This is a genomic window from Pseudoalteromonas sp. 78C3, assembly GCF_002836695.1.
Classification (GTDB): Bacteria; Pseudomonadota; Gammaproteobacteria; order Enterobacterales; family Alteromonadaceae; genus Pseudoalteromonas; species Pseudoalteromonas arctica.
This window is the reverse complement of sequence record NZ_PJAV01000080.1, coordinates 1-13,481: the sequence shown is the minus strand read 5'-3', so window position 1 is coordinate 13,481 and position 13,481 is coordinate 1. Positions and strand designations below refer to the sequence as shown.

The 13,481-nt window shown below is 38.6% G+C and carries 13 protein-coding genes and 1 tRNA gene; 4 read left to right on the top strand and 10 right to left on the bottom strand.

Translation table 11 applies throughout. The features are described from left to right. The first annotated feature begins 278 nt into the window (after nucleotides 1–278). Both CXF76_RS01635 and CXF76_RS01630 read left to right on the top strand, forming a co-directional pair. Complete coding sequence (locus CXF76_RS01635; protein ID WP_024590964.1) at nucleotides 279–1,433, top strand: porin; 1,155 nt, start codon at nucleotides 279–281, stop codon at nucleotides 1,431–1,433. A gap of 12 nt (nucleotides 1,434–1,445) precedes the next feature. Then, nucleotides 1,446–1,853, top strand: coding sequence for a phosphate ABC transporter substrate-binding protein (locus CXF76_RS01630; protein WP_024590963.1), 408 nt, complete (start codon nucleotides 1,446–1,448; stop codon nucleotides 1,851–1,853). A gap of 442 nt (nucleotides 1,854–2,295) precedes the next feature. On the opposite strand, the gene CXF76_RS01625 is transcribed toward CXF76_RS01630, so the two are convergent. The 8 genes from CXF76_RS01625 to rlmE all read right to left on the bottom strand — a co-directional run bounded on the left by CXF76_RS01625 (nucleotide 2,296) and on the right by rlmE (nucleotide 10,375). Next, on the bottom strand, nucleotides 2,296–3,921 hold the full coding sequence (locus CXF76_RS01625) for a methyl-accepting chemotaxis protein (RefSeq protein WP_024590962.1): 1,626 nt from the start codon (nucleotides 3,919–3,921) through the stop codon (nucleotides 2,296–2,298). Nucleotides 3,922–4,119: 198 nt separating this feature from the next. After that, nucleotides 4,120–4,204, bottom strand: a tRNA-Leu gene (locus CXF76_RS01620). Between the two features lie 81 nt (nucleotides 4,205–4,285). Continuing rightward, entirely contained in the window at nucleotides 4,286–4,639 is a 354-nt protein-coding gene (secG, locus tag CXF76_RS01615) for a preprotein translocase subunit SecG (protein WP_002962769.1), read from the bottom strand. Nucleotide 4,640: 1 nt separating this feature from the next. Further along, nucleotides 4,641–5,390: a triose-phosphate isomerase gene (gene tpiA / locus CXF76_RS01610; RefSeq protein ID WP_007586641.1), complete on the bottom strand. Its 750-nt coding sequence runs from the start codon at nucleotides 5,388–5,390 to the stop codon at nucleotides 4,641–4,643. 71 nt (nucleotides 5,391–5,461) lie between these two features. Further along, nucleotides 5,462–6,811, bottom strand: coding sequence for a phosphoglucosamine mutase (glmM, locus tag CXF76_RS01605; RefSeq protein WP_007586638.1), 1,350 nt, complete (start codon nucleotides 6,809–6,811; stop codon nucleotides 5,462–5,464). Further along, nucleotides 6,808–7,656 carry a dihydropteroate synthase gene (gene folP / locus CXF76_RS01600; protein ID WP_101162893.1) on the bottom strand — a complete coding sequence of 283 codons (849 nt, stop codon included), beginning with the start codon at nucleotides 7,654–7,656 and terminating at the stop codon, nucleotides 6,808–6,810. Before folP ends, glmM begins: the two co-directional genes overlap by 4 nt. Before the next feature lie 79 nt (nucleotides 7,657–7,735). Then, on the bottom strand, nucleotides 7,736–9,679 hold the full coding sequence (gene ftsH / locus CXF76_RS01595) for an ATP-dependent zinc metalloprotease FtsH (protein WP_032827068.1): 1,944 nt from the start codon (nucleotides 9,677–9,679) through the stop codon (nucleotides 7,736–7,738). A 66-nt stretch (nucleotides 9,680–9,745) separates the two neighbouring features. Then, a complete protein-coding gene (rlmE, locus tag CXF76_RS01590) occupies nucleotides 9,746–10,375 on the bottom strand; it encodes a 23S rRNA (uridine(2552)-2'-O)-methyltransferase RlmE (protein ID WP_007586629.1) in 630 nt (209 codons plus the stop codon). 88 nt (nucleotides 10,376–10,463) lie between these two features. On the opposite strand from rlmE, the gene yhbY reads away from it, so the two are divergent. After that, complete coding sequence (gene yhbY / locus CXF76_RS01585; protein WP_002963153.1) at nucleotides 10,464–10,760, top strand: ribosome assembly RNA-binding protein YhbY; 297 nt, start codon at nucleotides 10,464–10,466, stop codon at nucleotides 10,758–10,760. A gap of 80 nt (nucleotides 10,761–10,840) precedes the next feature. Here yhbY and CXF76_RS01580 read toward each other — a convergent pair whose 3' ends face one another. Both CXF76_RS01580 and CXF76_RS01575 read right to left on the bottom strand, forming a co-directional pair. Then, on the bottom strand, nucleotides 10,841–11,344 hold the full coding sequence (locus tag CXF76_RS01580) for a SixA phosphatase family protein (protein WP_101162892.1): 504 nt from the start codon (nucleotides 11,342–11,344) through the stop codon (nucleotides 10,841–10,843). After that, nucleotides 11,341–12,495, bottom strand: coding sequence for a serine hydrolase domain-containing protein (locus CXF76_RS01575; RefSeq protein WP_101162891.1), 1,155 nt, complete (start codon nucleotides 12,493–12,495; stop codon nucleotides 11,341–11,343). The genes CXF76_RS01580 and CXF76_RS01575 overlap by 4 nt, the downstream gene beginning before the upstream one ends. A 113-nt stretch (nucleotides 12,496–12,608) precedes the next feature. On the opposite strand from CXF76_RS01575, the gene CXF76_RS01570 reads away from it, so the two are divergent. Beyond that, nucleotides 12,609–13,412 carry a hypothetical protein gene (locus tag CXF76_RS01570; protein ID WP_024606927.1) on the top strand — a complete coding sequence of 268 codons (804 nt, stop codon included), beginning with the start codon at nucleotides 12,609–12,611 and terminating at the stop codon, nucleotides 13,410–13,412. The last annotated feature ends 69 nt before the right edge of the window (nucleotides 13,413–13,481 follow it).

Genomic DNA, 13,481 nt, shown 5'->3' with positions numbered 1-13,481 from the left:
ATGTTAACAAATCTATATGGTAGTAAATGCAATACTTACGGCTTGTAAGTTACATTAAGACGTTATAAACAAGAATCACCAATCGTATGCTTTATATCCAACCCCAGTACTAAACATTTTTAAACACAAACATTCGCACCTGATTAATTTAAAAAACAAAATAATATTGACTAAAAATTAAATAAAAACTTTAAACCATTCTGTTTATTAGATAAATACTCGTTATGCACTTATACTAATAAAGAAATCAACATGTAAATAACAAATAGGAACAACATATGAAAAAGCTATCTGTAGCAGTGGCTGTATGTGCAGTTTTAGCATCTAGCTATGCTAGTGCTGAGGTAAGAATTAATGGTTTTGCATCAATTGTCGGTGGTAAAAGTCTGGAAGATGATCGCGGCCGCTATGGCTATGATGATGACATTTCGTTTAAAAATGAAAGTGTGTTTGCACTGCAGTTATCTACTGACTTACAAGAAAAATTAAGTGCGACAGCACAAATTGTAGCTCGTGGTAATAATGATTTTGATGCAGAATTTGAGTGGGCTTACTTAACTTATGAATTTAATGATGAGTTTCAATTAAGCGCTGGTAAAATGCGAGTGCCTTTTTACCGTTATTCTGACTTTATTGATGTAGGTTATGCATACCGTTGGGTGCGTCCACCAGAGTCAGTATACAGCATCCCTTTTTCTACTTACGAAGGGTTAAGCTTACTTTATAATTCGCAACTTGGTGACTGGGATTCTACAGTACAAGTCATTTATGGTAGCTTCGATGGTGAAATTGAAGCCGTCACTTACCATGATAAAGCTGAATTAACTGATATCGCCGGTATCAATTGGACGCTATCTTATGACTGGTTTAGTGCACGTGCTGCTTATTTAATCGCAGACACATCAATAGCACTTGGTCAGAATGATACTGACGATATAGTTGGTGCTCAAATAAATGAACTTGAAAACGTATTGCGTCAAAGCGGGTTAACAGCACAAGCAGATGATCTTGATATTAATGAAGACGACGGTACGTTTATTGGCATTGGTTTTTCAATTGATTATAACAATGTGTTATTTGATGCCGAGTATACTCAATTTGAAGTTGACAATAGCCTTTTAGCTAAACAGACTCAGTATTATGCTTCTGTTGGTTACAGAATGGATGACGTAATTGTACACTTCACTTATGAAGATAATGACGATGAGCATGAGTCCTCTCGTTACAATCAAATCCAAGCTATCCCTTCACTAAATAGTGCTCTAAACAGCGCATTAGATGGAGTTAAATCACAAAGTAATGTGTATACAATTGGTACGCGTTATGATTTTCATCCTTCCGCTGCTTTCAAGATCGACTTTAGTCGTTTTGAAGATGACATAACTGATACAGAGACGGATGTTGTAGCTGTTGGTGTAGATCTTGTCTTTTAATTGGAGCTTATGATGAAAAAATTAATTTTAGTAAGTGCACTTTCATTGTGCTCAATTAATGTATTTGCAGAAGTTGCTGTGATTATTAATCCAAGCAATGCTAGCTCTGTAGATGCTGACACAATAAAAAAGATTTATCTGGGAAAAAGTAAGTCATTTAGTAATGGCGATAAAGTTAATCCTATAAATCAAGACGGTACATCTGTAGCTGATGAATTTAACGACAAAGTAGTGGGTAAGTCTAGCAGTCAGTTAAATGCATATTGGTCAAAGCTTGTATTTACAGGTAAAGGTACCCCGCCTGAAAAACTAACATCTGACCAAGCTGTTATTGATTTTGTTGCAGCTAATGGAAATGCAATTGGCTATGTTGATAGCGCTAAAGTGACCGATAAAGTAAAAGTTATTGCGACCTTTTAGCAGTGAAATTGATATAAAAAACCACCCAGAGGTTAATACAGATAGGTTGAGAAATATTTAACTAATCGATAAACCGGCCTTCGGGTTCCTTTATGAAGGCTTCTGAATTTATTCAGAGGCCTTTTTTTGCAACCCACTACAACACTTTCTCTAGCCAATAGCTACGCACCCAATTCAGAAGACTTCTGTCAACTGAGTGTTACGACGTGTGCAATTAATATTATTAACTTAATTCAGACTATGTTTATTGAGATCTCAGGGAGCATCCCTAAATAAATAGAGCAATAGTAAGCTAAAGTAGAGCATCACATATTACTAATAAAGCGAGAGTGGACATATACTAGGTATGTCAAACCAATTATCCAAACAAAAAAGCCAGTCAGCGGTTAACTAACTGGCATCAACCCTAGGGTAGATTTTTATACTGGCTCAGTACTAAGCTTTACTCGATTCTAAACTTAGCGGTTGCATCTAATAGGTTATCAGATAGGTAATGTAGGTTTTTGGCTACGTCGCGTACAGCAAGTAATGAGTCCATAGTATCTTCGAACGATACATGCATATTTGACACATTATCTACTACCATAGCTGCAACGGATGTTTGTTCTTCAGTTGCTGCTGCTATTTGCGAATTCATACCATTAATTTCTAACATTTGCTCTGCGATTTTCTCTATTGAAATACCTGTTTTTTCTGCGGCTGTAGCATTATCTGTTGCCATATCACGTGCTGAAGTCATAGCAGCTACAGATTCATTTGCGGCAGTCGTTAATGATCCCAATAGTTCACGTATTTCATTAGTAGAATGTGCAGTGCGAGAAGCCAGTTCACGAACCTCATCTGCCACTACAGCAAAGCCTCTTCCATGTTCACCTGCTCGTGCAGCTTCAATAGCAGCATTAAGAGCAAGTAAGTTTGTCTGATCTGCAATAGACGTAATTACATTCAAAATCTGCGATACATTTTTTGTATCGTCCGCAAGCTTATTAATAGTCCCTGCAGCTCGATTAATTTCATCGCTGAGCGTACGAGAAGCGGTAACTGACATCTGTACTTGTGTACGACTTTGTTCAACTTCTTTCTCGGCCGTTTCAGCAGCGTGAGAAGCGTTAGCTGCAGATTCTGATATATCACCAACACTCTGCTTCATTTCTTCCATAGATTGCTTAACAATTTCAGCATCAGTGGTTTGCTTTGTTGTAGCACGCTCAGCTTGTTCCATACCTTGAACTAGTCGTGTTGAGTTTTCCATTAAAGGCTCACATACAGCAATAACTTCAAGAACTGTTTCTCTTAGTAAGGAAATAAATGCGTTAAAATTAATAGAGACTTGGCCAATTTCGTCTTCTGAGTTAACAGATAGCTGTGTGCTTAAAGAACCATTGCCGCTTGCTAATAAACTAAGGTTGTTAGCTGCATCACTCGCAGATGAACCTATATTCTTAGCAATCCAAATAGCCATAAACAATAATAAAATTAATGAAATAATGGATACAGCTAACATTAGAGTTAATGCTTCATCAGAGCGCGCTTTAGTGTTGGCAACCAGTTCAAAAAAACGATTATCCGCTTTTTGTTGAGCGCCTTTAAAACTTTCTAAAACAGATCCATATAAACTTGTTTTTAGCTGCGCTTGTTGCTGAATCTTACTAAAATCAGCAGTACCGTTAACCATACCTGTAGCAATACTTGAGGATATTTTTTCATAATCTGACAACTCATTAATAATATCGTTATTAATGTAGGAGTTATTAAGCTGCGTTATTAAGGTAATATTAGACTCTAAAGTTTGATATACCTCGTCTGCTTTAACGATAAGGTCTTGCTCACCAAACGTAACCGCTTGGGTATAAAGTTCATCAAGTTTTTCTAAAAGCCCTACGTTTTGCGACGTTATTTTTACAACTTTATACGATGAGTTACTCATTTCATCGAGAGAAACCTTATTATCATTCATAGCTAAATAGTTTATCAATACGATCACTATAAAAGCCACTACCGCAATGCATGTTATTGCATGTATTTTTTTTGTTATGCTTAGGTTTTGAAAAGAGAAGCCTGAAGCCATACTGTGCTACCTTATTTTATTGTCTATATTTATTATCGGCGTGATATCTATAAGTGTGAGCTAAATTTGTAATATTTCTAGTTTTTTCTAACAAATAGAAGGATTATTTAACAACAACCACACACTGTCCAAAAAACAATCACAATAAATTACAGATACAAAAAAACCAGTAACATCACTGCTACTGGTTTCTAAATTTGGTGCGGATGGGGGGACTTGAACCCCCATGCCCTAAAGCACCACCCCCTCAAGGTGGCGTGTCTACCAATTCCACCACATCCGCATTTTTTAAGCTTTCGCTTAATTGTTAAACATGTGATTTATTTGAGGACTATAAATCGTTTAACGATAACTTTACGCTAAATTAGTTTGGTACGTCAGAGCTTTGCTCTTTAGTAGATGTTACTGGAACATCTTCTTCAACAGGAACTACTGTTTCTACTGCTGGAGCTGCTTCTAGGTTTTCCCATTCGTCAGTCTTTTTAATTTGACCAGCAGTTAGGTTTCCTAACACAATGCTTAATACAAAAAATACCGTTGCTAAGCTTGTGGTTGTTTTTGTCATAAAGTTACCTGCACCTGACGAACCAAAAACTGTGCCTGATGCACCAGCGCCAAATGAAGAACCCATATCTGCGCCTTTACCTTGTTGAATTAAAACCATTCCAACTAGAGCCAAAGCCACAACTAAATAAACTACTAATAAAATTTCGTACATCTTATACAGTCCCTTTTGCACTGTTACAGATTGCAGTAAAAGATTCTGCTTTTAGACTTGCGCCGCCAATTAAGCCGCCATCTATATCTGTTTGTGCAAATAATAATTCGCTATTTTTTTCATTAACGCTACCACCATATAAGATGGTAAGCCCTTGTGCTAAATTGCTATCAAGTGATGCAATTTTGTCACGGATAAATTTATGAACAGTTTGTGCCTGCTCTGGCGATGCAGTCTTACCTGTGCCTATGGCCCAAACGGGCTCGTATGCTATCACAGAATCTTTCAGTGCTGCTACACCTAATTTCTCTATTACTGCATCAATTTGTGCAGCAACTACTTGTTCGGTTTGGCCGTTTTCTTGCTCACTTTCGCTCTCGCCTACACATAATATTGGTGTTAACCCAACTTGCTGTGCTCTAGCAAACTTTTCAGCGACTGTTGCATTACTTTCGTTATAAATACTGCGGCGTTCAGAATGACCAACGAGTACGTAAGTTGCACCTAAATCTTTTATAAGCTGCGCATCAACTTCACCAGTAAATGCGCCAGGTGTATTTTCAGAAACAGTTTGAGCTCCTGTAGAAACACCGCTAGCTACCATTGCTGGTACAAGTGGGAATGGAGGAAATAAAACAATGTCCATCTCTTGTGATTTTACATCGTTAATAGCGTCAGACATTTGTTTAACTAACTCTAAAGAGCCATTCATTTTCCAGTTGCCTGCGACCATCGCCTTGCGTATTGCCATTATCCACTCCACATTAGAAAGCGGGCGAGATATTAACTTTTCTCGCCCAAAGTTACAAGAGATTATTGTTATTAATCAGTTTGTTTGCTCATAGATTCTACAACAGCTGCAATTTTTTGAGCGCTGTCTATTACAATCTTTTCTTGCTCGGCTTCAACCATAACACGAACCACAGGTTCAGTGCCTGATTTGCGCAGTAAAACACGGCCTTTATCGCCTAAAGCAAGCTCTACTTCTGCTACAGCTGAAAGCACTTCTGGTGCTTTTGTCGGGTCAGTTCCAGCTGTATAACGCACGTTAATCATCTTCATTGGATACTTGGTAAAACCAGCACCTAGGTCTTGCAATGTGCGATTTTGTGCAACCATAGCAGCAAGTACTTGTAAGCTTGAAATAATACCATCACCCGTACTAATTAAATCTAGGTTTAGTACATGCCCTGAGCTTTCACCGCCAATTTTCCAGCCTTTTTGCTGTAGTAATTCCATAACATAGCGGTCCCCTACTTTACTGCGAGCAAACTCGATACCTTTTGCTTTTAAAGCGTTTTCAAGGCCCATGTTTGACATAACAGTACCAACTACACCACCACCCAAATTATCATCTTGAGCTGCTTGGCAAGCAATAATATAAACCAGATCATCACCATCAAAAACACGGCCATTATGATCAACCATCATCACGCGGTCACCATCACCATCGTATGCAATACCTACGTCGGCTTTAAGTTCGAGCACTTTACGTTTAAGAGTATCTACGTGAGTAGCGCCACATTCATGGTTGATATTAACGCCGTTAGGCTCACACGCATGTGTTATTACTTCTGCGCCAAGTTCACGCATAACAGAAGGTGCAATATGATAAGTAGCGCCATTTGCGCAATCGACAACAATTTTAAGACCTTCTAAAGACAGGCCTTGCGGGAACTGGCTCTTACAAAACTCTATATAGCGGCCATCCGCACTGACTAAACGCGATGCTTTGCCTAATTTATCTGAAGCAACACATGTCATTTGCTCATCAAGCATCGCTTCAATTTCAAGCTCTACTGCATCATCAAGCTTTAAGCCTTGACCATTGAAAAACTTAATACCGTTATCGTAATACGGATTATGTGAGGCACTAATTACAATACCTGCCTCAGCACGAAATGTTTGCGCTAAATAAGCAACGGCCGGTGTCGGCATAGGACCCAATAATACAACATCAATACCAGCAGCAATTAAACCAGCCTCAAGTGCGGTTTCAAGCATATAGCCCGAAATACGCGTATCTTTACCAATAATTACTTTTTTAGTACCACTTTGCGATAATACACGCCCAGCAGCCCAGCCTAGCTTCATTGCAAATTCAGGGTTTATTGGAGCAGCGCCTACAAGTCCACGCACGCCATCGGTGCCAAAATATTTTCTTTCTTTCATTGGGAAATTCCTTGTTCGCAGGCTTGATATACACCAAGTACATCTGCGGTTTCTTTTACGTCATGTACACGAATAATTTTTGCGCCATTTTGCGCTGCGATTAACGCACCCGCTAAGCTGCCCGCTAACCGTTCATTTGTATCTCTGTTTAATAAATTACCTATCATCGATTTACGAGATAATCCGGCCAATAATGGCAAACCTAATTTATTAAAATCATCAAACCCAGCCAATATTTGATAATTATGGCTAAGCGTTTTTCCAAATCCAAAACCTGGGTCTAGAATAAGTCGTTCAAACTTAATCCCAGCTGTTTCACATGCTTTAATACGTTCACTAAAAAACAGATTTATATCTGCAAACAAATTATCGTAATGAGGTGCCGATTGCATGCTGCGGGGCTTTCCTTGCATATGCATTAAACAAATTGCTACATCTTCATACTGCGCAACCGTTTCTAAGGCGTCTAGTTCTTGTAAAGCCCTAACATCATTGACTATGTCTGCCCCTGCAAGTATTGCTTGCTCCATTACCTGTGCTTTACTGGTATCAATTGAAATAACGCAATCACTGTGCTGACGTATCGCTTTAATAGCGGGGATTACTCGAGCAAGTTCATCTTCTAAGCTAACATCTGGCGCGCCAGGGCGAGTAGATTCTCCCCCTATATCTAAAATTGTCGCACCGTCATCTAATAATTGCATTGCGCGTTTTAGCGCTATTTTGGGATCTAAAAACTGCCCACCATCAGAAAATGAATCCGGCGTTACATTCAATATTCCCATAATAACGGGCTTTTCAAGATTAAGCGTACGCCCTCTCGGAAGCTTTAATATGTTAGTCATTGCCAACCTTTATTCTTTTTCTAAATAGCTGATACAAAAAAAGCCCCGAAGTTCGGGGCTTTCATTACTATTTTAACGATTATTCAGCTTTGTCATCAAGGTTTGTTTCATCTTTTTTTGATGAATCATCAGTCTTTTGACTTTCATCAGCAACTGGTTCTTGAGGTTCTTCCGCTTTTACCGGTTTAGCTTCATGACGGTCATGTGCATCACGCGGTTCACGTACTGGTTGGCGTGCCATTAAATCATCAATTTGTTTAGCATCAATAGTTTCGTATTTCATTAACGCATCTTTCATTGAGTGAAGAATATCAATATTTTCTTTTAATATTTCTTCTGCTCTTTGATAGTTACGATCTGAAAGTAATCGAACCTCTGCATCAATTACTTTTGCCGTGTCGTCCGACATGCTAGATGAACGACTACCGCCACCACCCATATACATTTCGTTCTGATCTTCAGCGTAAAGTAACGGGCCTAGTTTTTCACTTAAACCCCAATGTGTAACCATTTTACGCGCTATATCTGTAGCTCGTTCAATGTCATTACTTGCACCCGTTGTTACTTTATCTGCGCCGTAAATAAGCGCTTCAGCAATACGGCCACCATAAAGGCTAGAAATCATTGATTCTAAAAGCTCTTTTGAATGGCTAACACGATCTTGCTCAGGCAAGTACATTGTTACACCCAGCGCACGGCCACGTGGAATAATAGATACTTTATAAACTGGATCATGTTCTGGCACCATACGACCAACAATTGCATGGCCAGCTTCATGGTACGCTGTCATTGCTTTTTCTTGCTCGCTCATCACCATGGTCTTGCGTTCTGCGCCCATCATGATTTTATCTTTAGCAGCGTCAAATTCAGCCATACTTACAACACGTTTATTACCACGCGCTGCATAAAGTGCAGCTTCGTTTACTAAGTTTGCTAAATCCGCGCCAGAGAAACCTGGAGTACCACGTGCTATAAGAGCCGCTTCTACATTATCGCCTAATGGCACTTTACGCATGTGTACTTTAAGTATTTGCTCACGACCACGAATATCAGGTAAACCTACTTCAACTTGACGGTCAAAACGACCTGGACGAAGTAATGCCGGGTCTAATACATCTGGTCGGTTAGTTGCTGCAATAACGATAATACCTTCGTTACCACCAAAACCATCCATTTCTACTAGCATTTGGTTAAGTGTTTGCTCACGTTCGTCGTTACCGCCGCCCATACCAGCACCACGTTTACGACCAACAGCGTCAATCTCATCTATAAAGATAATACAAGGCGCCGCTTTTTTAGCTTGCTCAAACATGTCACGTACACGTGACGCACCAACACCGACAAACATTTCAACAAAATCTGAACCAGAAATTGTAAAAAATGGCACTTTAGCTTCACCAGCAACAGCCTTCGCAAGTAACGTTTTACCGGTACCTGGAGGACCAACCATTAGTACACCTTTAGGAATACTACCGCCAAGTTTTTGAAACTTAGAAGGATCTCTTAAAAAGTCTACCAGCTCAGTAACATCTTCTTTCGCTTCATCACAACCTGCAACATCAGCAAACGTTGTTTTAATTTGATCTTCACTCATTAAGCGAGCTTTACTCTTACCAAATGACATAGCGCCTTTACCGCCGCCGCCTTGCATTTGACGCATGAAGAATATCCATACACCTATAAGCAGTATCATCGGGAACCAAGAAATAAATATACTCGCTAAGAATGATTGTTCTTCAGGTTGTACACCCTTCACATTTACATCATTTTTAAGTAAATCATTTATTAAGTCTTCATCGTACATTGGCATCGTTGTTTGAAAACGCTCACCACTGCTCTTAGTACCAGTAATATTTCCTGTACCGCGGTCGATAATAACTTCTTGTAAAGAGCCACTGCGGACATCTTTTACAAATTGAGTGTAACTTGTTTGACGATCAACTTGCTCGCCGCCATTAAAGCTCTGAAAGACTGACATCAGCACAACTGCAATCACCAGCCATAGTATTAAATTTTTCGCCATATCGCTCAAGGGGTTAACCTCTTGTATCCAATTAATTTAAATTCAACTAAACGCCAAGCAACTGTACTACAGTTTGTATCCAGTCGCTACTATATATACTTCCCGAGAACGGGCACGTGAGGCATCAGGTTTGCGTATTTTCACTGCTTTAAAACTATTACGTACATCTTGCAAGTATTGATCAAAGCCTTCTCCTTGGAAAACTTTAACAATAAATGCGCCATTTTTCTTTAGTACTTGACTACACATATCCAGCGCAAGTTCTACCAAATACATACTACCCGCTTGATCTACTGAGTTATTGCCACTCATATTTGGTGCCATGTCAGAGAGTACCACATCAACATTTTTACCATCAATACGTTTTAACAACGCATTTAATACAGCCTCCTCACGAAAGTCACCTTGTAAGAAGTCAACACCCGCAAGTGAATCCATCGGTAATATATCACACGCGATCACTTGGCCTTTGTCACCTACTTTTTCAGCCAAATATTGAGACCAACTTCCTGGAGCCGCCCCTAAATCAACAACTGTCATACCTGGACGAAGTATTTTATCTCTATTTTGTACTTCATCTAATTTAAAAACCGCTCGGGAACGCCAGCCTTTTTTTTGCGCTTCTTGAACATATTTATCATCAAAATGTTCTTTCAGCCATCGCTGTGAACTGGCTGACTGTTTTTTATTTGTCATAAATTAACACGCAACTAATTAGTAATATTCTCTAGATGGCGTTAGAATACCCTTAATTCAAGCCATATTCAGCAAAATTTGTATAAACATGACATTATCAAACAAACAAAAGCAGTTTTTAAAAGGTCAGGCACATAGCCTTAAGCCTGTAGTTTTACTAGGTTCTAACGGTTTAACCGAAGGCGTAGTAGTAGAAATTCAAAGTGCATTAGAAATTCACGAATTAATCAAAGTTAAAGTTCCAACTGACGATCGTGAAACAAAAGCACTAATTTTTGAAGCAATCGTACGTGAAACTGGTGCGACTAAGCTACAAACGATAGGTCACACTATTGTGCTTTATCGTCAAAGCGTTGAGAAAAAAATACATTTACCGCGTAACTAATTATTCCTGTTAAAGGATTTAGTGCGTTTAAATTGAAAAAACCAGCTTAATGCTGGTTTTTTATTATTTAACGTTTTAAATCAAAAACTCATTTTATGATGGGTTACATCATATTCACTACCATTACTACTGGGCTTCTTATTCAATATAAAGTACTGAGTAAATTGTGTTTCACTCATTGCTGGCACTTTTTCATTCGAAAGTAGCTCGGCTAGTTGCGGTGTTGTATTACTGTGCCCAATAACAACAACTACACCTTTTAGTTTTAGTAACTCATTTTTTAAATCACTTAGCTCACCTGCGTTATACACATTTACGTCGGTATTAAAATATGCCTGCAAAGGGGCCGCTGTTTGTAACGTGCGTTTATAGTTGCTGCTGAAAATATGTATATTTTGATACTCTTTGAAAAAAGTAACTAAATTATTTGCACGTGCCTTTCCCACCTCTGAGAGCGCTGGATTTTTACCCGTTAACTTTTCGCTATGACGAAACAAATATATCTCATCAGGTGCTGCAAACACTAAACTACAATTGAATGACATGACTAAAAAAGTGATTGATAATATTATTTTATTATTCATATTTTTTTACCTCGTTTGTATTCTAATAGCCTGTCGATAAATTCAGTCGTTAGCTCATTGATTACGCCGGTTTCAGCATTAACTATTAAGCTAAAACCAATATTTAAGTGAGGAAATACAACCACATCACTTCTATAACCTTGCACCCAGCCACTATGATAGTAAAGTGTTTCATCAGCATAGTTATAAACGCGCCAACCTAACCCATAATAAGCTTCATTAAGGTGTTTTTTCCACACCCTGCGATGCATTTCTTTTTTTGTATGTGTATAAGGGCGTGTTTGTTTTGCTAGAGTATCCAATGACAAAATATCAGGATATTGGCCCAGCTGCGCTCTTAACCAAATAGCCATATCACTTGCGCTAGCGTTCACACCCGCTGCAGGTCCCACTTTATAATAATTTTTTTTAAGCTTAGCGCTATACCAGCGCTTTTTACCCCGCACATGAGGTAGAGCATAATTATTGTCATGCACCATTTGTTCAAAACCTAAGCTCGCATCACTCATTTTTAATGGCTCAAAAATAGCTTCTCGTAACCACTGTCCGTAACTTTTTTCGGTGCTTTGTAATATCACATCGCCTATAAGACTAAACATAACGTTTTGATAGCCATAACATTCGCCGGGTTTGCAAATTGGTTTGACGCTAAGCAGCTTTTCAACAATACCTGGGTAATCCATACGAGATTCAATTAAATTGTCGTATGCATTAGGAACTAATCCACTTGAATGGCTTAAAAGATGAAACACCTTTAAATCATCTTGATAAACAGTCCCTTTAAAATCAGTTATGTATTCGCTAACAGGCTTATCTAATTCCAGTAGGCCGTTAGCAGCCAATTTAGCTGATAACGAGCCTGCAAATGTCTTCGAAACAGACGCGAGTCTAAACCGAGTATGCTTATTAACTTTTTGTCCATTTCGTGATTTAGTTACGCCCATGGTGTGGATGTAATCTGAATTGTTTATATTTACAATCGAAAGCGCTGCACCGGGTATACCTTTACTTTTTAATTTTTTTTGTGCGTAACGGCCGTACTTTTTTACAAATGCATCCCAATCAGGATCCGCTTTTGCTGCAAAACCCACAGAACTAAACAGCAAACACAAAGCAGATAGGCAATACAATAAAGAGTTGAGATACTTCATTTTTTATAAATTTTATCTTTTTAACTACATCTGCGCAGATAATATCATGAAGTTTTGTTTGGACTAACGTACAATACGACGATTATTTGGTTTTAAGCGAGTGTTTAGTACTTATGCGTTTTTTAGTTGTGTCACTTTTTATTTTATTAACAACTGGTTGTGCTATTACAAAGCAACCGGCCGAACCACTGGCTATGCCATTAAAGCCAACATTAAAAAGTCAGACCTATCAACTTGAGTACACTACAGAGCACTCATCTCCAAAAGTTAAATCGGTTCAACTTCCTGCACATAAAGTAGTTAGAAACCAAACAGTAAAAATCATTACCGATAAGGCAAGCGTAACCGATAAACTTCTATCGCAAATTAGCCAAGCACTGAACGATAAACAACTAAAAGTAACAACTAAAAATAACAGTGACTACACACTGACTATTCAGCAACTCGATTTAACTTTCACAGACGATACTAAGTACGCAATAAAGCAACCAGAGAAGCCATTTACTTTATATTCAAATGTTGCCCAGCAATACCCAACACAGCAGTGCGCTGCAATATTTGCACAAGTTAGTATGCGTCTCACGCACAAGTCATCGGGTGATGTTGTTTGGTTTGCTAAATCTTCAATCGACAGCGCAAGTTTTCATCGTGAACCACTAATTTACAATTTCACCGAAGAGCAAAAAATCACAAATGAGCTTGAGGTTGTCGCTTTTATTCATCAGCAAAACACTGACGAGGCCCGTATTGAAAGACTTGGCAAAGATATTCAAATCCCTCAGTACAAAACATTGTCAAAACTATCTAGCCTCACCAAACTTAGCGGTCCATGTAACAGAACAGAAGTAAGTGCATTAACACCTATGATGCAGTTTTACTTGAGTAGTATATTAATCGATAAAATTAAAGTTCAGTAAATTAGGGTCTGTTGATCTTTACGGATTAAAATTTGTTCAAACTAGGGGCTATTTAATCGCGGCGCGAGA